Origin of the sequence: Sporosarcina pasteurii, assembly GCF_041295575.1 — a bacterium.
Lineage (GTDB): Bacteria > Bacillota > Bacilli > Bacillales_A > Planococcaceae > Sporosarcina > Sporosarcina pasteurii.
Genome location: NZ_CP160452.1, coordinates 1287770 through 1312784, shown reverse-complemented (window position 1 = coordinate 1312784; position 25015 = coordinate 1287770). Strand labels below are relative to the sequence as shown.

The window sequence follows — 25015 nt, the reverse complement described above, 5'->3', positions numbered from 1 at the left end:
TTTGAAACATTAAATAACACTATACTATGTGAGTCGTCTTGATTTCAACCCCTAAAAAAAGAAAAAAGGCATACCAGCATGACTTTTGAATTACAAATTCATCGTCAAAATACTGTTATGCCAAGCTCTATTCGTTCGTCCATTTCCTCAAGGTTTCGTAAATTAATTCTTTTTGCTCATTTTCAATCGGATTAATCCCAAAAAGATCTGCTAGCCATATTCCATCCGTCGCTAAACGAACAATCGTTGCCATAATTGGATCAAGGCCATCGTCTTCAATTTCCTGCTGCCATTCCGAATAAGCTTCATGAATTGGATTGAGTAATGCTGGATTCACTGCCTTTGCTGCAAGTAAACCAGAGTGCATATCTTTATTCTTATATGCTTGTTTAAAAGTGACATCTAAATAAGCACGTGTCCACTTTCCTTTGTCTTCATTGTCTTCAGCTGCACTTTTAGCAATTTTACTTCTGTAATTTGTCGCCAAATGCTCTACCATTTTTTCAACTAATACTTCTTTTGATCGATAATGATACAGTAATCCGCCTTTACTGATACCGGCTTCTTCTGCTACTGCATCTATCGTTAAATCAAAAATTCCTTTTTCTGCCACGATTTTCGATGCAGCATCAAGAATTTCAATCCTTCTAGAGTTTCTATTCATTGCAGTCACCTCAATTTCGCCTATTTTCTTTGACTATACTATCCAGACGATCCTATCTCAATTAGATGAGCATAAATATATGCTTAATAGGCTCTTCTTTGTTTCTTTTCATTTCTCCGATAAACAACCCCCACCAACATTGGCGGGGGCATTAAACGGATCATTTAAATGTCTTTCAATTCCTTCATACGCTTCTCAACCGTCGCGTATTTTTCGAGGTAGTCTCTTTCTTTTTCACGCTCTGCTGCAACGACCGCATCTGGTGCGTTCGCTACGAAGCGATCGTTAGATAATTTACCTTGAACGCGTTTCACTTCGCTGTCCCATTTTTTTAGTTCTTTCTCTAAACGGGCAAGTTCTTCTTCAATATTAATAAGTCCTTCAAGTGGCAAGAATAGCTCAGCACCTGTAATCACAGCAGACATGGACTTGCCTGGTGATTCGATTCCTTTTCCGATTGTTAGTGTTTCCGGGTTACAGAATCGCTCAATATATTTGCGATTCGCTTCTAGAATTTCAGTCGTTTTATCTTCTCGCGTTGAAATATATAGATTCACTGGCTTACTCATCGGCGTATTTACCTCCGCACGAATATTTCGGACAGAACGGATAATATCCATCAATAGTTTCATTTCTGTTGCACGTGCTTCATTAGAAAGTGATGCATCCACAACTGGCCATGAGGCAATTGTAATAGATTCACCTTCATGCGGTAAGTTTTGCCAAATCTCTTCTGTAATAAACGGCATAAATGGATGTAATAGTCGCATTGTATGATCTAACACGTATGCAAGTACAGAACGCGTCATTTTCTTTGCAGCTTCATCATCACCATAAAGTGGTAATTTAGCCATTTCAATATACCAATCACAGAAATCGTCCCAAATGAAGGAGTACAACGCACGGCCAACTTCACCGAACTCATATTTATCAGCAAGTCGTGTCACTTGTTCAATCGTTTCATTTAGACGTGTTAAAATCCACGTATCTGCGACAGATTTCTCACCTGTCAAATCAATTTCATCATAGGTCATGCCATCCATATTCATGAGCGCAAAACGTGATGCGTTCCAAATTTTATTCGCAAAGTTCCAGTTTGACTCAACACGGTCCCATGAGAAGCGAATGTCTTGACCTGGCGAAGCACCCGTTGAAAGTGTGTAGCGAAGCGCGTCTGCACCGTATTTCTCGATAACTTCCATCGGGTCAACGCCGTTATCTAGTGATTTCGACATTTTACGCCCCTCTGCATCACGTACAAGTCCGTGAATTAAGACGTCTTTAAATGGACGCTCTCCCGTAAATTCGATTCCTTGGAAAATCATGCGGGATACCCAGAAGAAAATAATATCATATCCTGTAACGAGCGCATCTGTCGGATAGTAACGTTTAAACTCTTCGTTGTCAACATCTGGCCAACCAAGTGTTGAGAACGGCCACAATGCAGAAGAGAACCAAGTATCTAAAACGTCTTCATCTTGTCTCCAGTTTTCAATATCTGCAGGCGCCTCTTTCCCGACATATACTTCGCCTGTTTCATTATGATACCAAGCCGGGATACGATGGCCCCACCAAAGTTGACGTGAAATACACCAATCATGAATGTTTTCCATCCAATTTAAGTATGTGTTTTCAAAACGTGATGGAACGAAATTTACTTTGCCTTCCCCTTTTTGTAACTCAATTGCAGCTTTCGCTAGTGGTTCCATATTTACGAACCATTGCGTTGATAAATATGGCTCAACAACGGCACCGCTTCGCTCTGAATGTCCAACCGAGTGTAAGTGTTCTTCAATTTCAAATAAAACGCCCATCCCTTGTAAGTCTATTACAATTTGTTTACGGCATTCAAAACGGTCCATCCCTTGATACTTACCAGCTAACTCGTTCATAGAACCATCCTCATTCATGACGAGCACGCGTTCTAAATTATGACGATTTCCGATTTCAAAGTCATTTGGGTCATGGGCAGGCGTAATTTTTACCGCACCGCTTCCAAATTCCATGTCGACGTAGTCATCCCCAACAATTGGAATTTCTCGACCGACGATTGGAAGTGTAACTGTTTTTCCAATTAAATGTTTGTATCGCTCATCTTCCGGATGAACCGCAACTGCTGTATCACCTAGCATAGTTTCTGGGCGAGTTGTCGCAATTTCGATACTTCCAGTACCATCTGTGAGTGGGTAACGCATATGATAGAATGCACCTTGCACATCTTCATGGATTACTTCAATGTCTGATAATGCGGTTTTCGTTGCAGGATCCCAGTTAATAATGTATTCACCGCGGTAAATTAAACCTTTGTTATACAGTTTAACAAAAACTTCTTGTACTGCTTTCGATAAGTTTTCATCTAGTGTGAAACGTTCACGGGAATAATCAAGTCCTAGTCCTAATTTGCCCCATTGTTCACGGATATGGGAAGCATATTCTTCTTTCCAGTTCCAAGTCGCTTCAAGGAATTTTTCACGACCTAAATCATAACGTGATTTTCCTTCTGAACGTAGACGTTGTTCAACACGTGCCTGTGTCGCTATACCTGCGTGGTCCATTCCTGGTAACCATAGTGCATCATAGCCTTGCATACGTTTCATTCGAATAATAATATCTTGCAATGTCGTATCCCAAGCGTGTCCTAAGTGTAAAACGCCCGTCACGTTCGGCGGTGGAATCACAACTGTGTATGGTTCTTTGTCACTATCAGGCTGAGCTTCGAAGTACTTTCCTTTCAACCACCATTCATAACGGCCATCTTCGATTGATTGTGGTTCATATTTTGTCGGCATTGATAATTGATCTTTTGACATATTCGTGTCCTCCTTTAATTTTCAGCAATAAAAAAACTCCATTCGCCTAAAAGGACGAAGGAGCTATTCGCGGTACCACCTTTATTTATGTACACTAAAAAAAGCTGTACATCTCAATCAATCATAACGGCTTCAAACCGGCTTTCGCTACTGTTTTGGAATTAATCATCGACAACCAAAAAACATGTTCACGAAAACTGCTCACGGGTGACATTCAGTAGGTTGTTTACAGGGCTTTTTCACCGGTAGCCCCTCTCTTTAGAAAACAAGTATTACTTACTATCCCGTTCATCGCATCTATATGCAGTTATTCTTAGTATAACGGAATAGCCTTTCATTCGTCAAGGTCAATGGTTGCTTTTCAATACCTTTAAGAAAGGATTTTGTTATGAGAAAAGGATATAACCCGTATCTCCTTCCCCCTTGGCTTCGGAAAACGCGATGTTACTGTAAATCGATTATTATTCCTATCGCGGCATTTCAATTAATTCGAATGATCATCGTTCCCACAACTGGAGACTTTATTTTGCTTTGTATCCTTTGCGCATTAGCTTTCGCCTTGCACAAGGACATCATTTAGGCGGAATCCAGTCGTTGAAATGCCGTCTTCTAATTCAGAAATAAATGAGAGCACTTCATCTTCAGTAAAAGAAGCGGTTTCGACGACTACTTGTGAAGTATTTCTGACTGATTCGCTTTCATGACTAGCTACGGCCACCTCGGTTTCGGTTTGGGGAGTAGTAGATTGTCTTGTTTCAGAAACTTCTTTTTTAGCACTAGCCGCCGCTTGTTTATGTTCATTCGACTCTTTGGTTGCTTTCACTTCGGTGACAGCTTCTTTTTTTTCAGCTTTTGTTTGTTGCTTTTCGGCGACTTCTTTTTTGGTAGTCTGTGTTTGTTTTTCTTCAGCAACAGCTTCTTTTTTCTTAGCTTCGGCACTAGCAGTTTTGGCCGATTGGTTTTCTTTCTGTTCTTCGCGTGTTTGATGAATGCCAACTTCTTTGTATGTGCATTCAACGTCCCAAATAATCGACAGACATCCGTTTTCATCAATTTCATGTGTCGTATTCATTGTTTTAATATCAATAGGGTCATCCGCTTCAGGTGGGAAATCAATATTAAATGGTACTGCATATTCAAAATACCCTGTTTTTCCGTCAATATCTAGATCATCAATTAAAATAGCTTCATTAATCTCACTATTGTCGTTCTTTCTTTCCTCTAAATTAACATTTACAGCAAGATGGTAAATCCCTGTTAACTTGGGCCGTCCTTCTACTTTTTCTAATGTAAACCTTGGTGTCACTTTAAGTTGATCGGCAGATGCTGGAAAACCTATTTCTGGTGAGAAGGCAAAGTTCTCTTTCATTTGCCATTTTACATTTTTCATACGATCTCTCCTCCTATTCCTTCACAGACAATTGTATGCATCGATCTAGTTACTTAGAATAGAGTAGCTGTAAGTTAATCGAAAAGCCTTTCCCCATCAATTGTGGAGAAAGGCTTTGTTTGATTATCTTGCCAGCTTTGCAAATACTTTATGGAAAGCTTCAACTGTTTTTGCAATATGTTCTTCTGTATGCGCTGCAGATAAAAACATCCCTTCGAACTGTGAAGGTGGAAGGAAAATGCCTTCTTCTGCCATTAAGCGATAATACTCTGCAAACAACTCAAGGTCAGATGTTTTCGCTTTATCGTAGTTCACAACTTTTTCATTGGTAAAGAAGAAACCAATCATAGAACCTGCGCGGTTAACAGTATGTGGAATATTATATTTTTCTGCTGCTTCACGGAAACCTGCTTCTAACTGGTCGCCCAGTTTATTGAAGTATTCGTATGATGCTGGTGTTAACTTTTTCAATGTTTCAATTCCCGCAGTCATTGCAAGTGGATTCCCCGATAATGTTCCTGCTTGGTAAACCGTTCCTGCTGGTGCAATATGACTCATAATTTCTTTTGATCCACCATAAGCGCCTACCGGTAAACCGCCACCGATTACTTTACCAAGACAAGTTAAGTCTGGTTGAACCTCGAAGTATCCTTGTGCACACTCATAGCCTACACGGAAGCCTGTCATCACTTCGTCAAAAATTAGGAGTGAACCATTTTCAGTTGTCAGTTCACGTAAACCTTCTAAGAAACCTGGCTGTGGAGGAACAACACCCATATTGCCTGCTACAGGTTCAACAATTAATGCAGCGATATCATATCCGTATTCCTCAAAGGCTAGCTTTACGCTATCTAAATCATTATAAGGCACTGTGATTGTATTGCGTGCAATTGATTCAGGAACGCCTGGACTATCTGGTAGACCTAGTGTCGCAACACCCGAACCTGCTTTAATTAACAAGGAGTCGCCATGTCCATGATAGCATCCTTCAAATTTCATTATAATATTACGACCCGTATAGCCTCGTGCTAAACGAAGTGCACTCATTGTCGCTTCTGTCCCTGAAGAAACCATACGCACCATTTCCATCGATGGTACACGCTCAATCACAAGTTCTGCTAATTCATTTTCAGCTAATGTCGGTGCGCCAAAACTTGATCCTGTTTCTGCTACACGTTGAATGCCTTCTACAACGTCTGGGTCAGCGTGTCCTAAAATAAGTGGTCCCCATGATAAGACGTAGTCAATGTATTCATTGCCATCAATATCTTTAATCATTGCCCCTTTTCCACTTTCCATAAAAATTGGGTCCATGTTTACCGATTTAAATGCACGCACAGGTGAGTTTACACCGCCCGGCATATGGTCTACTGCTTTTTCAAATGCTTGTTTTGAGTTCTTATAATGTTTTTCCAATTATTTACCCTCCAACCAACGTGCTGCATCTTTTGCATGGTACGTCATAATTAAATCAGCACCCGCACGTTTCATACTCGTTAATGTTTCAAGTACAATTTCTTGTTCGTTAATCCAACCGTTTTGTGCAGCGGCTTTGATCATTGAATATTCCCCACTTACGTTATACGCAACGACTGGTAATGTAAAATTATTTTTCACATCCCGCATAATATCTAGATAAGAGAGTGCTGGCTTCACAATTAAAAAGTCTGCACCTTCCTCTACATCTGCTTCCGCTTCACGTAGTGCTTCAAGACGATTTGCAGAATCCATTTGGTACGTTTTACGGTCTCCTGATTGCGGTGAGGAATGGGCTGCATCGCGGAATGGCCCATAATAGGACGACGCATATTTAACTGCATACGACATGATAGGAATGTTGACAAACCCTGCTTCATCCAATCCTTGGCGAATCGCAGCAACAAATCCATCCATCATGTTTGATGGAGCGATAATATCTGCGCCTGCTTTCGCTTGGCTCACTGCCGCTTTCGTTAATAGCTCAAGTGACGCGTCATTCACGACATAACCGTCTTCTACTACTCCACAATGTCCGTGGTCCGTATATTGACATAGGCAAGTATCTGCAATAACAACGAGATTTGGATGACATTCTTTTGCAAGTCGCGTCGCCCTTTGAACGATGCCTTCCTCTGCATAAGCTTGGGAACCTACAGTATCTTTTTCGTTCGGTACACCAAATAAAATAACCGATGGAATCCCTAATGAAACAACTTCGTCAATTTCTTTTTCAAAATGATCAAGTGAAAGTTGATACACGCCAGGCATTGAAGCGACTGGATTTTTAATGTTTTCTCCTTCAACTACGAAAATCGGATAAATGAAATCTTCTTTTCGTAAAACAGTTTCGCGTACCATTTTGCGTAGCGTATCTGTATTTCGTAAACGTCGATTGCGACGAAAATGTAATTGATTCAATCTAAACATCCTTTCGACTTGCCAACTTATCGACAAGATCTTTCAATGTGTATGTATTGGGTCGAACGTGAACATTTGCGCCCACTTTTTCCAACGCTTTTTCAGTGATATGTCCGATAGCACCAATTGTATAGCCTTTCCAACCTACTACGGGAACCACTTCTTCCGCAAATACTTCTACTGCAGATGGACTAGCAAATAAAACAGAGGTTTTTTCTGTCTCTTTTAATAACTGAACAAGCTTTCCCGCGTTATCAGTTACTCTTTCGGTCTTGTAAATCGTCCATTCATCCACTTCAAACGGCAGTTCTTCCCGTATTGTAGGACCTGCGATGGATCCGCGTAAAAATAAAAGCCTGCGTGCTTCATTCTCCGCTGGTTGAAATTGCTTTACAAAAACATCTGCACTGAATACGGTCGGAATAAACTCTACAGTAAAACCAAGCTTTTCGAGTGCCGCAGCTGTTCTTGATCCAATCGCAGCAATATGCGATGGAATCGTTTCAACAGACACATTAAAACGCTCTAGTTTTTCTTTAAATGCGGCAACCGCACTTTGGCTCGTAAAGATGAGCCAATCGTACGTTGCGCAAGCTTCCAAACGAAGTTGGTCTGTCGATTCTACCAATTCCGCCACTTGAATAAGCGGCAATGAAACCGGTGTTCCACCGTATTCTTCAACTAAGCTAAATACATCTGTTGCCCTTGGCGTTCCGGTAAAAATAATCGTTTCACCATTGAGTGGTGGTTCACTTGTTCTCATTGTCTAAATCAGCCAACACTTTCTCGATTACTTCGCTAGCACCTTCTGCACGCAATACTTTTGCTACTTCTTTTCCCGCCTGTACAGGATCCGCATGGACAACCGTATGTTTGAACACTTGTTTTGCGTCTGGTGATGCAATAAAACCTGTAAACTTAACGTTGGATCCTTCTAATTGTGCATAACCTCCGATTGGCACTTGATCCGAGCCATCCATTTCAGATAAGAATGTACGCTCTGCTGTTACTTCATCCCAAGATTTCGGATCATTTACTTTTGCCAGTTCATCGAGTAACTCCTTATCATCCGAACGACATTCAATCCCAAGTGCACCTTGTCCCACTGACGGAATGACATCTTCAGCCGAGAAAAATTCTGTGACAATATCATCATCCCATCCAACACGTTTCATCCCTGCAGCAGCAAGTATGATTGCATCGTACTCACCTTCACGCAATTTTCCTATGCGCGCTTCAATAGTTCCACGAATCCATTTGACTTCAAGGTCAGGACGCATTAATAATAGCTGTGAACTACGACGTAAACTCGAAGTTCCTACAACTGAGCCAGCAGGTAAATCCATTAACTTCACATGGTCAGTAGATATGAGTGCATCTCTTGCATCAACACGTGGTGGGATACATCCAATCATTAATCCTTCAGGCAACTCAGCAGGCATGTCTTTCATGCTGTGTACCGCAAAATCAATTTCTTTATTAAATAAAGCATCTTGAATTTCTTTTACAAATATACCTTGCCCACCTACTTTAGAAAGCTTCACATGAAGGTTTTTATCACCTTTTGTCATAATTTCTTTAATTTCAAACTCAAATGGTGCACCTGCTTCTTTCATTTGCTCAATAAACCACTTTGTTTGAGTCATTGCTAGATTACTTCTTCTTGAACCAACAACAATTTTTCTCAATGCATTCAAACCCTTCCTAATGAACTCTTTCCTCTCTCAGAATCCTTTTGTACTATATCCAAAAATGAAATCCGGATAGAGTACTCCCAAGAAAAAAATTAATAATGACAAATAAAAAAGCAAATATATTTGCCCACATATGATTATTCCCTCGTAATCTTCCAGTTTGAATCCCAAACAAGAGAAAACTATAAACAATTAATATGAAAAATGAGCCGACAATTTTCATATCAAAAAATGACCATTCTGATAGGACGATATGCGCCCATTGCATGCCCAGGACTAAACTAATAAATAAAAAAGGGATCCCAATAATTATCCCCGTTTTCATGCCTGTGGCAGTTTGTTGAAGCGATGGTAATCGACCAAATTGCTTTGTCCATTTTTTCTCTTTCAAATTACGATAGAGGAGTAAATACAATACCGAACAGACAAACGATATCGCAAATGCAACGTAAGACAATATCGCAAAAGTAATATGGATAAATAGTAATTCTGAGATTAACGCATCCCCTATTGTGGACTGCTTAATTTGTACAGGGGCAAACGTATGGATGGTCATAAAGATAAAACCAATTATATTTAAAAAAAACACCGCATAGCCGAGTTTTGTAAAAAGATGAAGGACAATTGATATTGTAATTAATAGCCAAGCATAAAAGTAAATCCCTTCAAACAAGGACAATACAGGGAAACGTTTCGTTTCAATTATAAATAGTACAAGAAAAATCGATTGCATACTAAAGACGAGCATTAATAAGCTAAAAGCATTGCGGTGTGCGATGCGATCTTTATTCAAATAATCTATGAAATAAAATACTAGACTGACCGCGTACAAGACGACCATCCATTCATGCAATCTTGACATTGTAATATCAGTCATCATGCCACTGCCTTTCTAAAACTATCAAGTATAGCGGAAAAACAAAGGAATTTCCGTATTTTTCATATAGCATTCAAATGCGGAAATTCCTTATTCGCTTTAAAATGTCCACTCAGGTTTAGGCACCGGATTATTCTTCGCACGAACTTTTAGTCGTTTTTTCGCTAACTTTGCAATTGCTTCTTTTTCTTTCTCTCTTTCTACTTCTTCCTCAATTCCGAAAATCTTTTGGAATAACTCTAGTTTTTCAGCAGAGTTAGGTTCCATTGCAAGTTCTTTTGCTTCTCGGATAGGTTCTCTAATTAATTGGTTAAGAATCGATTTCGTATGCTTACTTAATACCTTTTTCTCACGTTCTGTTAAGTCAGGAATTTTATTTAATATGCTTTCCATTGTCGTCCGTTGGATTTGCAAGCCTTTTTCACGTAGCGCAGTAATTACAGGAACGACGCCAAGCGTTGCAAGCCATTCGTTAAATTCTATAATTTGACCTTCAATCATATAACCAATTTTTTCGGCAGCTCGTTCACGTTCTGCCAAATTGGCATCCACAATACTTTGTAAATCATCAATATCATATAGAAATACATTGGAGAGTTCACCAATACGTGGGTCTAAATCACGCGGAACAGCAATGTCAATTAAAAACAAAGAATTGCCTTTACGCATACGCTCTACATATTTCATTGTCTGATAATCAATGACATATTCGGTTGCGGCCGTAGAACTAATTAAAATATCCGCCTCTACAAGCGCACATTGTAATTCATTCATTGGCTTTGCGACGCCGCCAAATTTCTGAGCCATCTCTTCAGCCGTCGAAAAGGTTCGGTTCACAACTGTTACTTTTTCTGCACCGCTACCTTGTAAATTTTTAAGTGCCAATTCACCCATTTCGCCGGCACCTAAAATCAACACATGTTTATGATTTAAGTTTCCAAAAATTTGTTTTGCTAATTCAACTGCTGCATAGGAAATAGATACGGCATTCGCACCGATGTCCGTTTCTGAATGCGCTCTTTTCGAAAAAGTAATTGCCTGTCTAAATAGTTGATTGAAGACAGTACCGGTTGTTCCGATAGATTGCGCCTCTAGAAAACTATCCCGAACTTGCCCTAATATTTGAGTTTCTCCAAGGACCATAGAATCCATGCCAGCCGAAACTTTCATTAAATGTTCAATCATGTCATCATTCTCGTGAATGATTAAATGATTTTCAAATACTTTTATCGGAATCGAAAACCATTCCGATAAAAAGCGCTTTATATAATAACGTCCAGTATGTATCTGATCGACAACTGCATAAATCTCTGTTCTGTTACAGGTTGAAATAATAATGTTCTCTAAAATACTTTTTTGTTGTTGAAGTAATCGCATTGCTTGCGGCAGTTCTGATTCAACAAACGACAGTTTTTCTCTTAATTCTACAGGTGCCGTCCGATGGTTAACACCTACTACAATTGTATGCACTTTGGTGCTCACACCTCTCAACGTTCTTATATTTCATTATGATTAGTATAACATATATCAATCCCCATGGGTTCACCAAATGTGAACACCTTATGAAATGCATAGGTTTCTAGCTTGTTTTTATAATTGTTCTAATATAAATATAACCAGTTATATAATGTAGTTCAAAGATTATGTGTTTTTAAACTTAGCCTATCTCATTTTTGTTATATATACAATAAAACGGATGATCTTTTGATGATCAACCGTTTCATTGTTTAGAAAAGCGAATGCCTTTAATTTTATTATATGTGTTAATTTCACAGGTAGAAGACTTTTTCTGTCGAGGCTAAGCAGCGCTTTCCACTTTTGATTACATCCAGTTCCAAGCGCTAGTCTCTCGGGTCGTTTCGGTCTTTCCGAAAAGGCACAAAGTACGTGCCTTTTACGGCAAGCCCTCCAACGCCTGTCGAGGCTAAGCAGCGCTTTCCACTTTTGATTACATCCAGCTTCGGGGGATAGATGCTCGGGTCATAAGTCAAGCTGACACTGCGGCAAAAAAACGCCGCTGTTTCAGCCTGCCTTATGCCTGTCGCATCTAGGCAATCCCCCTCAGCTTTTGTTTACATCCTTTTTTTGATTTCTTTCCAGGTTTCTTCCATGCCTGTTCCTTTTTCAGAGGAGAATAAGATTAATGGATCGTCTGGTCGCATATTTAACTGGTCGCGGACAATTTTTAAATGTTTATTTACTTTCCCTTTAGGAATTTTATCGGCTTTTGTTGCAATAATGATTGCTGGAATTTCAAAATGGTTTAGAAAATCATACATTAACCGATCGTCTGTCGTTGGCGGATGACGAACATCAATGATTTGAATCACTGCACGCAATTCTTCACGTGTCGTTAAATATTCTTCAATCATTTTTCCCCAGGCTTCACGTTCGGTCTTTGAAACTTTTGCATATCCGTATCCAGGTACATCGACAAAAAACAACTGTTCTTCAATTTTATAAAAGTTGAGTGTTTGTGTTTTTCCTGGTTTAGAAGATGTTCTTGCCAAACTCTTTCGTGCAATCATTCGATTAATAAAAGAAGACTTTCCTACGTTGGAACGTCCCGCGAGTGCAAACTCTGGATATCCTTCGTCAGGATATTGCTCAGGTCTTACCGCACTCATAATCATTTCTACGTTATGGACTTTCACTTGTCCTCAGCCTCCAATGCGATGTCTAGGACTTCTTCGACATCTGTTACAAATTTAAAAGTTAGTTGTTTACGGACACTCTCAGGGATATCCTCAATGTCTCGTTCATTGTCAAACGGTAAAATAATTGTTGTTAACCCTGCACGATGTGCACTTAAACTTTTTTCTTTTACCCCGCCAATTGGAAGAACACGTCCACGAAGCGTAATTTCACCAGTCATTCCTACTTCTCTCCGTACTTTTCGCTCCGTTAATGCAGAAACGAGTGCGGTTGCCATTGTAATTCCGGCGGATGGTCCATCTTTCGGAGTAGCTCCCTCGGGAACGTGGATATGAATGTCATTGGTTTCGTGAAATTTCGGGTCGATTTGAAATGCTTCCGTTTTGGATCGTACATACGAAAGTGCTGCTTGTGCAGACTCTTTCATTACGTCACCCAATTTCCCGGTTAACATTAACTCTCCCTTACCAGGTGAAAGAGATACTTCAATTTGCAATGTGTCTCCCCCTACTTGCGTATAAGCAAGCCCTGTTGCTACACCGACTTGATTAACCGTTTCCGCAAGTCCGTACCTAAATTTCTTTTTACCGAGAATATCTTCTAATGTCTTTGATGTAATCACTACACGCTTTTTCTCGCCAGTCACAACTTGTTTTGCCGCTCTTCGGCAAACCGCAGCAATTTTACGTTCTAACCCACGGACGCCTGCTTCTTTTGTGTAATAGCGAATGATATCAAGAATCGCTTCATCATTTATCCGTAAAGCAGCACCTGTTAAACCATGTTCTTTCATCTGCTTTGGAATTAAATGATTTTTAGCAATTGTACTTTTTTCTAATTCTGTATAACTTGTGAGCGAAATTATTTCCATTCTATCACGTAGCGGACCAGGTATCGCACTTAAATCATTTGCAGTTGCAATAAATAATACTTCCGATAAATCAAATGGTTCTTCAATATAATGGTCACTAAACGTTGCATTTTGTTCGGGATCTAATACTTCTAACATGGCCGCAGATGGGTCACCGCGGAAATCGTTGGACATCTTATCAATTTCATCCAATAAGAAGACTGGATTTATTTTCTCAGCTTTTTTCATCCCTTGAATAATTCTTCCAGGCATCGCACCGACATACGTTCGTCTATGACCTCGAATTTCAGATTCATCACGCACACCACCTAGTGATATACGAACAAATTTACGGCCTAATGATTCTGCGATTGAGCGTGCTAAAGATGTCTTACCTACACCCGGTGGGCCTTCAAGACATAATATTGGACCGCGTAGTGAATTTGTTAATTGACGAACGGCTAAATATTCAAGGATCCGTTCTTTCACCTGTTCTAACCCATCGTGGTCTCGATTTAAGATTTCAGCCGAACGGTTAATATCTAACTGATCTTTTGACGCAACGGACCAAGGGAGCGCGACAAGCCAATCAATATAGCTACGTATGATTCCACTTTCAGCTGAGGCTGCAGGAATTCTTTCATATCGATTTAATTCGCGCTCTGCAACTTCTTGAACACCTTCTGGCATGTTTGCTTGTTCAATTTTCTCTTTCAGTTCAGCAATTTCCAACCCTTTTCCATCTTTATCACCGAGTTCTGTTTGAATCGCTTTCATCTGCTCGCGCAAATAAAATTCTTTCTGCGTCCTTTCCATTGCTTGTTGGACACGTGCAGTAATTTTATTTTCCATCAACAGTACTTCTTGCTCATTGTGCAAAGTGTTTATAAGCCATTCAAGTCGTTCATCCACTTTCAATAATTCAAGCACTTCTTGTTTTGCTTCAATTTTGATTGGTAAATTCGAGGTAACCATATCCGCTAATCTTCCTGGCTCACGAATTTCTGCAATCGAATTAAACGTATCTTTTGAAAGCTTTTTAGATGCCTTCACATATTTTTCAAAGTACTTAACGAGTGTTCGCATTAACGCTTCAATTTCAACATCAACTTTTGTTGTGTCTTGATAAGTTGTTACATCGACGACACTAAACAAGTCATCCTCTTCATACTTTGTCCATTCAGCCCGCGCAATCCCTTCAATTAAAACCCGATGCGTACCGTTTTCTAATTCCTTAATCGATTTAACAGCGGCGAACGTACCGATATCGTATAAATCATCTCGTTCTGGGTTTTCAATACTTGCATCTTTTTGGGTTGCTAAAAATATGAGGCTGTCTTGCTCAAGTGCACGTTCAATTGCAAAAATAGATCGTTCACGTCCCACATCTATATGTAAGATCATGGTCGGATAAATGAGGATTCCACGAAGCGGTAATAAAGGAATATTTGTATGTTTGTTTTGTTTCAAGCTAAAAACACCTCCGTTGGAATAAAATATGTATAGATAGAAGGAAAAAGCTGACAACCTACATGCGCAAATATCTATGCACAATCGGTGTCAGCTTTGTCCTTCAGGCATTACGCCGAGTCTTTATCATCTAATATCGTGTATTCAGACCCATCTTCTTTTAACAAAATAGGACTTGTTTTGTTAAGGACTGAATCTTTTGTAATTACACATTCAGTCACTTCTTCAAGAGACGGTAATTCATACATAATATCTAACATGATGTTTTCAATGATTGAACGTAATCCACGGGCACCGGTTTTCCGCTCTATAGCTTCTTTCGCAATCTCCATTAAAGCATCTTCTTCAAAACTTAGGTTAACCCCGTCAATTTCTAACATCTTTTGATACTGCTTGACAATCGCATTTTTTGGTAATGTTAAAATTTGTAACAATGCATCTTCATCAAGCGGCTCAAGGCTTGCAAGTACCGGTAAACGACCAATAAACTCAGGGATTAGACCGTAATTTTGTAGGTCTTCCGGAATTAATTTTGAAAGAAGCGAATCTTCTTCAACTGGCTCTGTCTCTGTACCAAATCCAATGAGCTTTTGACCAATTCTTCTTTTAATAATATCGTTAATGCCATCAAAAGCGCCACCAACGATAAAGAGGATATTCGTTGTATCTAATTGGATAAACTCTTGATGCGGATGCTTACGTCCACCCTGTGGCGGAACACTTGCAACCGTCCCTTCTAAAATTTTCAGTAGCGCTTGTTGAACACCTTCACCTGATACGTCTCGTGTAATCGATGCGTTTTCAGATTTGCGTGCAACTTTATCGATTTCATCGATGTAGATAATGCCTTTTTCAGCTTTTTCAACATCATAATCTGCTGCTTGAATTAATTTTAGTAATATATTTTCGACATCCTCTCCGACGTAGCCGGCCTCTGTTAATGACGTCGCATCTGCAATAGCGAATGGCACATCAAGAATACGGGCTAACGTTTGAGCGAGTAATGTCTTACCACTTCCAGTAGGTCCAATCAGAACGATGTTAGATTTCGCAAGTTCTACATCATCAATTTTACTACCAGAATTGACACGCTTGTAATGATTATATACAGCTACCGCGAGCGATTTCTTTGCTCGGTCCTGCCCAATTAAATAGTCATCAAGAATACTTTGTATTTCTCTCGGTTTTGGGACATCTTTTAACTCGAAACCTTCTTCAAGCTCGATCTCCTCTTTGACGATTTCGGCACAAAGTTCAACGCATTCGTCGCAAATATAGACCCCTTGGCCTGTTACAAGCTTCCGAACTTGTTCTTGGGATTTTCCACAAAAGGAACAGTTTAAATTATCTTTTTCATCGTTAAATTTGAACATTATGCTCACCCCTTTTCAAGTGACAATATTACAAGACTCAATCCGTATAATCAACTAATTTGGACTCAATTAATTACCAATTGACTTGAAAATACTTATTTTATGTAAAACAAGGTACGGTCTACCGTACCTTGTCCATATATCTTTTTCTTATTCAGTAATTTTTGCGTTTTCCACAAGGAATTCAACTGTTTTATTGAAACGAAGGTCGTTTTCAAGTACTGAAGTACCACCTAATGCTGCTTTAATTTGCTCTACGTCCATACCGAATTGATCAGACATTTTCTGTAATTCTTCGTTAATGTCTTCTTCTGCAACTTCGATGTTTTCTTCTTTACCAATTGCTTCAAGTGTTAATGAAACACGTACACGGTTTAATGCATCGTCTTTCATTTGGTTACTCAGCGCCTCTTTATCTTGACCTGAGAATTGGAAATAAAGATCAAGGTTCATACCTTGCTGTTGTAGACGTTGTTCGAATTCACCCATCATGCGCTCAACTTCTGATTCGATCATGACTTCTGGAATATCGATTTCTGAATTGCGTGCTGCTGCTTCAACAAGATCATCGCGAAGCGCTGTTTCAGAAGCATTTTTCTTTTCTTCAGCTGTTTGTTCTTTCATTTTCTTACGTAACTCGTCTAGCGTTTCAACTTCTTCGTCGATTTCTTTTGCAAGTTCGTCATCTAACTCTGGCGTTTCTTTTGCTTTAATTTCATTAACTTTCACTTCGAATACAGCTGGTTTACCTGCAAGTTCTGCTGCATGGTATTCTTCTGGGAAAGATACTTCGATTTCTTTTTCTTCGCCGACTTTCATACCAATCATTTGGTCTTCAAAGCCTGGAATGAAAGAACCTGAACCAATTTCTAAATCGAAGTCTTGTGCTTCTCCACCTTCAAATGCTTCACCGTTAGAGAAACCTTTGAAGTCTAGTTTAACTGTATCACCGTTTTGAACTTCGCCGTCTTCTTTTACAACTAGTTCAGCAAATGCTGTTTGGCGATCTTTTAATTGCTCTTCAATTTCTTCATCTGTTACTTCAGTTTCTTGACGTGTCACTTCTAAACCTTTGTATTCTCCTAGTTTCACTTCAGGTTTTACTGTAACTGTCGCTTTGAAAATAAGTTCTTTGCCTTTTTCCATTTGCTCGATGTCGATTTCAGGACGATCTACTGGCTCAATTCCTGCTTCTTCAACTGCATTCGAATAAGCATCTGGTAAGATGAAGTCTAATGCATCATTGTATAAAGCTTCTACACCGTACATTTTTTCAAACATTTTACGTGGCATTTTTCCTTTACGGAAACCTGGAGCTTGTACATCTTTCACAACTTTTTTAAATGCTTGATTAAGACCTTTTGTAACTTCTTCTGCTGGAACCTCAACTGTTAAAACGCCTTGGTTACCTTCTTGTTTTTCCCATTTAATTGACATGTTAAAAAACCTCCGAATCTTTTGTAAATCTATTTTACACGTATATGCAATTTTGACAACTGTTTCAGTATAGCATAACGTCATGATCTTTCAATATATTTTATACTGGTTTAAAATCTGAATCGTTGTCCAATTGTTTGATGAATGCAAGAAGGGGTGTATTGGGAAGTTCTTCACCTGAAAATAAACTATCTATGTATTCAATATAGGCATTTGCAATTTCCTCTTTAGAATAACTTCCCCAATCGAACGGATAGGCAATAATCATAAATTTCTCGACGAGGCCATAAGCTAACTCCAATCGTGATGGGTCTTGGATTAAAAGCTTTTCCAACTCAGCCAGAACTGCTTGCGTTCGTTTATCCTGACCTGGTAACGCCATTGTGGCTGGTATGACTTCTTTCTCGAAACCGAATTTACGAACCGTGACTTGTCTTGAGTATTGTGCTTGGTGCAATAGCGTCAACGCAAATGTTACGACAATCGGAGAAAGTTCGCTACTTTCCACAATATCCTCTAACACTTCTATGATTGCATGAAGATCCGTTCCGTCTAAAGAAGCAAGCAATTGTTGTTGACCTAATCCATCCATCGCCAGAAACTCTTCTAACGTGAATGGTGCATCTGCCCCTATTGGTTCTTCATTACCATATCGTAACGCCAGCCGTTTGTTTAGATCGCGTAAGTATTTAAATTTACTTAGCATTCCTTGAGGCACAAAACCTTCTTCCAATAAGATATCAATTTTCATTTCAACATCTTCATACTCTTCTAAATGAATGAGTATCGTCAAGTACAACTCCATCGTACCTATGTAATCTTCGGGTCCACGATTTAATAACATTGCCGTTATTTCCTTAGCACGCTGAAACGCTTTTATTTCATAAAGTGCAATTGCATAAGGAAGTAAAAATTCATCCGATTCTGGTTCAAATTGCATCGCTTCTTCAAACGAATGGACAGCTTGTTCAAATTGTTGTTGCTCAACATACTGCATTCCTTCACGAATTAACTTTTCAGCTGTTCCAGGAAATACAATTAAGTTGCCCTTTTTTCGAAGCTTACCATATTTTTTACGCACGTGAACCACCTACTTTCATCCATCATTACTATATCACATGAAGGGTTTGATTCAAATAGTTTTCATATGAATTATGAGGAAGAAACATGGTTTTTATTCTTTTACATTAAAAATCTTCAAAAAAAGATGTAGAAATAAAATTATTCTTCATCATCTTTTTCAAAAGTATTTTTGGAGCTACTATATAAACCACTTGCGGATAACCCTAGCATTGCGCCTACAAGGGCTCCTTGCTTCCAGTAAAAGTCTGTCACATATACGACACCTACAATAATGCCTAAGAGTAACGATATTAATGGTAAGAATTTCTTATGCACTCCTGCGCGTTTAAATATCTCTACGATGCCTACCATTTAAGAATGCAAAATCACATCATACACTTCAAACATCGCATCATCCCCCTTAAGTTTATGTGCAAACTAATTTCGGCAGAACGGCAAACCAATTAAACATATTGTTTTAGATGATTAGGATTGGAACATTTAACATGTTCCTCATAGTGGTGATGATTATAAATAAAAGCGACCACTCTAGAAATAGCCGCTTTTTTCAGTGCTTACCTACTTGGGTCATCATGTTTGGATTTATTTTTTAGAACCAAAAACTACAGAAGTTACAGCGTCTTCTGCGGTCATCTCGCCCTCCACGAACGTCGTTGTGACGATGTTTCCTACGATCATCTCGCTCACCTAAAACATCGTTACGACGATGATTTCTACGATCATCTCGCTCATCCCGAACATCGTTTTCGCGGCAACGATGGTGGTCGTGATGGTGGTGATTCTCATCACGTCCGCCTAACACTTGCTGGCATCGGCAAAACAATGTCTCCGATTGTCTACGATTGTTGTCTTCAAAACATTCACAAATCAACCTAACTGGTCGGCTTTGATCATGGTTATGATGATTACCTCTACAACACATTTGCTCCCCCTCCTTTCTTTATCAATTAGATACGGCCGTTCTATATAATATATGGACAAGGTTAAACTTGAGTTGGACATACTGCCTTTACGATCAACGTTTTCTTCAAAAACATGATTAAATATTTTCCTAACGCCTTATGATCCCTAGAGATAAAGTATCTCCTAACTCATGGATGAACGAATTAGTTATTTTTAATTGCTTTATTCAACGCATCCTGGGTTTTAGGACCAAATATGCCATCTACTTCAGTAGGTGTATATACAGACTGGAAACGCTTTACAGCATCAAGCGTTTTAGGTCCGAAATACCCGTCAACGCCATTATTTTTTGCCCCTTTATCAGGATAAAAACTTATACTAGCCAATGCTGCTTGCATCGCTCGAACATCTTCGCCTTGATCTCCGAACCTTAAGATTTTTTTACGGATAGGCTGCTTAACCGGTTCTGCCTTCAATGCTTTTTGAGTTTTCGGACCCACAATTCCGTCTGCTGTTAATTTTTGAGATGATTGAAACGCTTTCACTGCACGTTCTGTTGCCGGACCAAATGAGCTGTCTACCGTTAGTTTATAACCGAATTTATTTAAATCGGTTTGGAGCCGTTTGACTGCTTCGCCTTTATCTCCATACTTCACTATTTTCACAGAGGAAGCCGTTTGTCTAGCCAATGCTTCTTTTAATGCTTTTTGGGTTTGCGGCCCATAGATTCTGTCTACTGTTAGTTTATAACCGAGTTTGTTTAAATCGGTTTGGAGCTGTTTCACCGCTTCTCCCCGGCTTCCAAAAGATAAATTACTTGTTGCTAGTTCAGCTGTTGTTTGAATGAGTCTTTTAAAAGTAGCCCAATTGATTCCTTTATCCCCTTTACGTAAGTGATGCGGGCAGTCTTTCCCACTCCAGTGATTGTGTTGCACAACGTTGTTGATTGGAATTCCTTCATCTCTCATAATTTTCTTCACTAAAGCCACAGCATTGACGACTGCTTGCCGAAAATCACCATCTACATTCACACAAATCTCTATGGCAATAGATTGATAGTTGCCATTTCCAACACCGTCACCTGCATGCCAACATCTAACCGTATGCGGAAATGATTGTATCGCTACCTTGTCGTCTACTTGCCAATGCCAGGACGCTGAAAATCCACTCGATTGCAAATTTGCATGCATTTGCGCGCCTGCACCTCTAGAATAATTTGCCGTCTCGTGAATGGTAATAAACTTACGTCCATTCGTTCCAGGAAACGTATTCTTACGACTTGTCACGAATTGTTTTTTTATCCTCACCAATTTTAAATCCTCCTTTTTACATATAAAATGTAAGCCCAATGATCGTTGTCCAGGCGCGACACAAAAAAAATCGCATATGAATTGCCCGTAAGTTTTGACAACTCCATATTTATAGAATAAAAACCTTCACCCTCTATATAGTGTGGTACGTTAAAAAAGGATACAAAAATGCCACCCCAAATACTGGAACGGCATTTTTTTCACATATTATTTATCCTTCTTTTTGTACCTGTACATCCTCTTGTGGTTTCGCCCGATAAACAGTAAAGGCTAAAATCACTGCGACAATGGTCATTGCAAAGGCTATGAAATAAACCAACTCAACACCCGCCACCATCGCCTCACTTATTGTAGCCGGATCACTTGGTGTGTTCGATTGTTGTAAAAAACTAAGCTGTCTTGCATTCAATATGCTGATAAATACCGATACACCGATGGCACCACCAACTGGCTGTAGTGTTGACATGACTGCAGTTCCATGAGGATAAAGTCTTTTAGGCAGTTGGTTGAGCCCGTTTGTTTCTGCAGGCATCATAATTGCTGAAACACTTAACATAATTAATATATAACCAACTATAATCACCCATAAAGATGTCTCTGCTGTCAATCTACTCATCATGAACATTGTTCCACTTAAGACAAGTGTAGCGGGAATCATCAATACACGCGGTCCAAATTTATCAAAAAGATGGCCCATAAACGGTGACATAATTCCATTCAAAAGACTACCCGGTAGCAAGACTAATCCCGCTGTTGCCGCTGTTAACGCTAACGGCCCTTGCATAAACATCGGTAAAATAATTTCCGAAGCAAACATGGTCATAATAATGATTAAAAACATAAACACTGCATGGGTATACATCGGATATTTAAAGACCCGTAAATCCATAACAGGCTCCTCCAATTTAAGTTGTCTCAAAACAAATAATACAATCCCTATTACACCAGCAATAATCGCAATTAAAACATTCATACTTAGAAAACCGTCCGCACTTTCTCCAGCGGCACTAAAGCCATATACAGTAGACCCAAAACCTATTGTAGAAAAGACAATAGAAATAATATCAATTTTTGGTTTTGTCACTTCAGATACATTCACTAAAAACTTATAAGCAAACGCGATAGAAAATAAAGCAAAGGGAATGACTGTGATAAATAAATAACGCCACCCTAAATATTCAACGATGACTCCGGAAAGTGTCGGCCCAATTGCAGGCGCAAACATAATGACAAGACCAACCATCCCCATCACTTTTCCTCGTCGCTCGGGCGGGAAGATTAATAAAAAAACATTAAATATAATCGGCATTAACAACCCAGTCCCGACCGCTTGAATTAACCGCCCGATTAATAAAATTGAAAAAGTCGGTGCCGATGCACTAATCATCGTACCAATTGTAAAGATTATCATTGTACTTAAAAATAATTGTCTCGTTGTAAACCATTGTAATAATAAAGCCGAAACAGGAATGACGACACCCATAACAAGCATAAAACCAGTTGCCATCCACTGCACTGTGGTTAATGAAATACCGAACTCTTCCATAAGTGTGATGAGTGCAATATTTAAAAGTGTTTCATTTAAAATCGCGAAAAATGCCCCAATTATAAGGGATAGCATAATTGGTAATACTTTCACATTCGGATTGTCGGCAAGAAATTCGTATTCCTTTGTTCCAGTTGATTGTTCTTTCATATAGGATAGTTCTCCTTTTGTTTATATTTCTTTATCATGTGCTTGCTAGTACAGAAGTAATCGGAAAAGTGCATACCCATCCTATATCTTTTAAGTTATTCTGCTAAAATAAAAGAGAACAACAAAAAAAGAGAGAAGAGCCTCTCTCTCTGTTTACATATGGGCTTATAAAAGGCATACCTATCCCGAATGCTCTAGACAAATAGAGCTTGTGCAACTATTCAATTAGCTCATTGACTTGGATGTCATCCGGATTCTGATAGACTGCATTTTAATAAAGCCTCCGACCGATAATAATAAAATCCATAATATCATCCACATACTCATATTGCAATGTTATTTGGGAAGGTCCTATGCCTGTTTAATTAAGCATTTAATTAAACAAAAAGGAGAAGCTAACCGAACATTTAATGTTCTGTAGCTTCTCCTTTTATTCTATACTTTAATAACTCATTGTCCGTAAGTATCTTGCACGGCTCCCCGCACTACTTAACAATCGTTACAGGGCACTTCACATACTTCATCACCCGATGACTCACACTGCCCACAATCATTTCTTGGAATGAATTGAGACCTCGGCTACCTACGACAAGCTGATCAATCGCATTTTTATTCACATATTGAATAATTTCTTGACTCGGTTTTCCTTTTAATATTGTTGTTTCAACATCAATCTGTTGCTTGCTGGCTAATTCAATTATAGGGTGTACTTTTCGTTCTCGCTTCAACCTTAAACTTTCAGCACTTTGGGTTAATAAATACTCATCCTTCACCTTGTCTAGATCAATCACCATAATGACTTCTAAACTTGTATCTGGTAAATATGTGGCGAGCATAATCGCATGTTTTGCAGCACGCATCGCATTATCCGAACCGTCAACTGCAACTGCAACTTTCATTTAAACCCCTCCCTACATGAGTTGTTTATACAGTTCTTGACTTGAAGAATTTAATCCTGAAATTTGTACATCGATGCCTTTTTGTTCAAGTTTTTGTCGCACTTTCAAAATCGCACCAACTGCCGATTCATCCCAAATTTGACTGTCTTCAAAGTCAATCGTAATTTTATTACCATCTATATGCTCAAACGACTGGATAAATTTCGTCGTTGAGGCGAAAAACAAGGGTCCCTTTACTCTATAATACCCGTTTTCCTCTGAAACTACCACTCTAGAGATACGAGCTACGAAAAATAGAGAACTTAAAATAACGCCTAAAATAACGCCAATTGCTAAGTTGTGGGTATATAAAATAATCGCTACAGTAACGAGCATGACAATCGATTCTGATTTTGGGGCTTGTTTTAGAAACTTAAACGAACTCCAATTAAACGTTGTCGCACTTACCATAATCATCACACCAACTAGTACTGGCATTGGTATATCGATGACAACATCACCTAGCACAATAATCAGGAACATTAGAAACGCACCTGCGACAAATGTTGATAGTCGACCACGACCACCAGATTTTGCATTAATGACAGATTGGCCGATTAATGCACAACCAGCTAATCCACCAAAAAATCCATTGATGAAATTCGCAATCCCTTGTCCACGAGCCTCTTTGTTTTTGTTACTTGGTGTATCTGTCATATCGTCTAGTACTTGCGCGGTTAATAAAGATTCTAACAACCCGACAATCGCTAATGCTAATGAATATGGCAAGATAATTTTCAACGTTTCAAAATTCAATGGAATATCTGGTAAGAAAAACACCGGTAACGTAGACGGCATTGTTCCTAAATCACCGATTGTTTGCAAATTGACTCCACTTAAAAAGGCGATGACCGTCATAATGATAATTGCAAGTAACGGCGCCGGTATTAGTGTAAAAAAGCGCGGTATTGCGTACACTAGAATAAGCGTTACAACCGCAAAAATATACGTCATCATACTTCCACCGATTAAATAAGGCATTTGCGCGAGAAATATCATAATGCCGAGCGCATTTACGAAGCCTAGCATGACGGAATTAGGAATAAATCGCATTAAATTCGCGACCCCGAATATTCCAAGTAGGAATTGGATAATTCCAGTCAAAATTGTTGCGGCCAATAAATACTGTAAACCGTGTTCAGCGACTAAACTAACGACGACTAAGGCCATAGCACCTGTCGCGGCTGAAACCATTCCTGGTCTTCCCCCAACAAATGCAATGATGACAGCAATTGTAAATGATGCATATAGTGTAACGCGTGGGTCAACCCCAGCGATAAATGCAAAAGCCAATGCTTCAGGAATAAGAGCCAGTCCAACTACAATCCCCGCTAAAATATCAGCGCGAATATTCCCAAACCACTCATGTTTAAATGTCTGCATAGAAAATCTCCTTTATAGTGATATAATGTAGTTATCATATCATCTTCCCTCCCAAAACTAAAGGCTTTTGGGAACAAAGGAGTGA

The 25015-nt window shown here is 39.2% G+C and carries 19 protein-coding genes and 1 other annotated feature; all 19 genes read right to left on the bottom strand.

All coding sequences use genetic code 11. The annotated features are described in order from the left end of the window. Positions 1-127 precede the first annotated feature (127 nt). The gene (locus tag AB1H92_RS05945; RefSeq protein WP_115361537.1) at positions 128-664 is read right to left on the bottom strand and encodes a TetR/AcrR family transcriptional regulator; all 537 of its coding nucleotides are present in this window, start codon (positions 662-664) and stop codon (positions 128-130) included. Between the two features lie 164 nt (positions 665-828). Continuing rightward, positions 829-3474: a valine--tRNA ligase gene (locus AB1H92_RS05940; RefSeq protein WP_115361539.1), complete on the bottom strand. Its 2646-nt coding sequence runs from the start codon at positions 3472-3474 to the stop codon at positions 829-831. 47 nt (positions 3475-3521) lie between these two features. Next, positions 3522-3775: a binding site (T-box leader), on the bottom strand. Between the two features lie 246 nt (positions 3776-4021). Further along, a complete protein-coding gene (locus AB1H92_RS05935; protein ID WP_115361543.1) occupies positions 4022-4864 on the bottom strand; it encodes a hypothetical protein in 843 nt (280 codons plus the stop codon). Between the two features lie 123 nt (positions 4865-4987). Then, entirely contained in the window at positions 4988-6280 is a 1293-nt protein-coding gene (hemL, locus tag AB1H92_RS05930) for a glutamate-1-semialdehyde 2,1-aminomutase (RefSeq protein WP_115361545.1), read from the bottom strand. Continuing rightward, positions 6281-7261: a porphobilinogen synthase gene (gene hemB / locus AB1H92_RS05925; RefSeq protein ID WP_115361546.1), complete on the bottom strand. Its 981-nt coding sequence runs from the start codon at positions 7259-7261 to the stop codon at positions 6281-6283. A gap of 1 nt (position 7262) precedes the next feature. Further along, a complete protein-coding gene (locus AB1H92_RS05920) occupies positions 7263-8024 on the bottom strand; it encodes a uroporphyrinogen-III synthase (protein WP_115361548.1) in 762 nt (253 codons plus the stop codon). Continuing rightward, positions 8011-8949 (bottom strand): hydroxymethylbilane synthase, encoded by a 939-nt coding sequence (hemC, locus tag AB1H92_RS05915; RefSeq protein WP_115364098.1) that lies wholly within the window; start codon positions 8947-8949, stop codon positions 8011-8013. Before hemC ends, AB1H92_RS05920 begins: the two co-directional genes overlap by 14 nt. A 52-nt stretch (positions 8950-9001) precedes the next feature. Continuing rightward, positions 9002-9832: an inner membrane protein YpjD gene (locus AB1H92_RS05910; protein ID WP_115364099.1), complete on the bottom strand. Its 831-nt coding sequence runs from the start codon at positions 9830-9832 to the stop codon at positions 9002-9004. Between the two features lie 99 nt (positions 9833-9931). Next, on the bottom strand, positions 9932-11302 hold the full coding sequence (hemA, locus tag AB1H92_RS05905) for a glutamyl-tRNA reductase (protein ID WP_115361550.1): 1371 nt from the start codon (positions 11300-11302) through the stop codon (positions 9932-9934). A 602-nt stretch (positions 11303-11904) separates the two neighbouring features. Next, the gene (gene yihA / locus AB1H92_RS05900) at positions 11905-12486 is read right to left on the bottom strand and encodes a ribosome biogenesis GTP-binding protein YihA/YsxC (RefSeq protein ID WP_115361552.1); all 582 of its coding nucleotides are present in this window, start codon (positions 12484-12486) and stop codon (positions 11905-11907) included. Continuing rightward, the gene (lon, locus tag AB1H92_RS05895) at positions 12483-14807 is read right to left on the bottom strand and encodes an endopeptidase La (RefSeq protein WP_115361554.1); all 2325 of its coding nucleotides are present in this window, start codon (positions 14805-14807) and stop codon (positions 12483-12485) included. The genes yihA and lon overlap by 4 nt, the downstream gene beginning before the upstream one ends. A 110-nt stretch (positions 14808-14917) precedes the next feature. Next, positions 14918-16180: an ATP-dependent protease ATP-binding subunit ClpX gene (clpX, locus tag AB1H92_RS05890; RefSeq protein ID WP_115361556.1), complete on the bottom strand. Its 1263-nt coding sequence runs from the start codon at positions 16178-16180 to the stop codon at positions 14918-14920. 150 nt (positions 16181-16330) lie between these two features. Further along, positions 16331-17617, bottom strand: coding sequence for a trigger factor (gene tig / locus AB1H92_RS05885; protein WP_115361558.1), 1287 nt, complete (start codon positions 17615-17617; stop codon positions 16331-16333). Between the two features lie 100 nt (positions 17618-17717). Next, complete coding sequence (locus AB1H92_RS05880) at positions 17718-18698, bottom strand: tetratricopeptide repeat protein (protein ID WP_115361560.1); 981 nt, start codon at positions 18696-18698, stop codon at positions 17718-17720. 591 nt (positions 18699-19289) lie between these two features. Beyond that, positions 19290-19622 carry a hypothetical protein gene (locus AB1H92_RS05875; RefSeq protein WP_134268486.1) on the bottom strand — a complete coding sequence of 111 codons (333 nt, stop codon included), beginning with the start codon at positions 19620-19622 and terminating at the stop codon, positions 19290-19292. 184 nt (positions 19623-19806) lie between these two features. Next, a complete protein-coding gene (locus AB1H92_RS05870) occupies positions 19807-20910 on the bottom strand; it encodes an N-acetylmuramoyl-L-alanine amidase (RefSeq protein ID WP_279587537.1) in 1104 nt (367 codons plus the stop codon). Between the two features lie 214 nt (positions 20911-21124). After that, positions 21125-22609: an MDR family MFS transporter gene (locus AB1H92_RS05865; protein WP_115361563.1), complete on the bottom strand. Its 1485-nt coding sequence runs from the start codon at positions 22607-22609 to the stop codon at positions 21125-21127. Between the two features lie 485 nt (positions 22610-23094). Continuing rightward, entirely contained in the window at positions 23095-23508 is a 414-nt protein-coding gene (locus AB1H92_RS05860) for a universal stress protein (RefSeq protein ID WP_115361565.1), read from the bottom strand. Positions 23509-23520: 12 nt separating this feature from the next. Next, positions 23521-24930 (bottom strand): SulP family inorganic anion transporter, encoded by a 1410-nt coding sequence (locus AB1H92_RS05855; RefSeq protein ID WP_115361567.1) that lies wholly within the window; start codon positions 24928-24930, stop codon positions 23521-23523. Between the last annotated feature and the right edge of the window lie 85 nt (positions 24931-25015).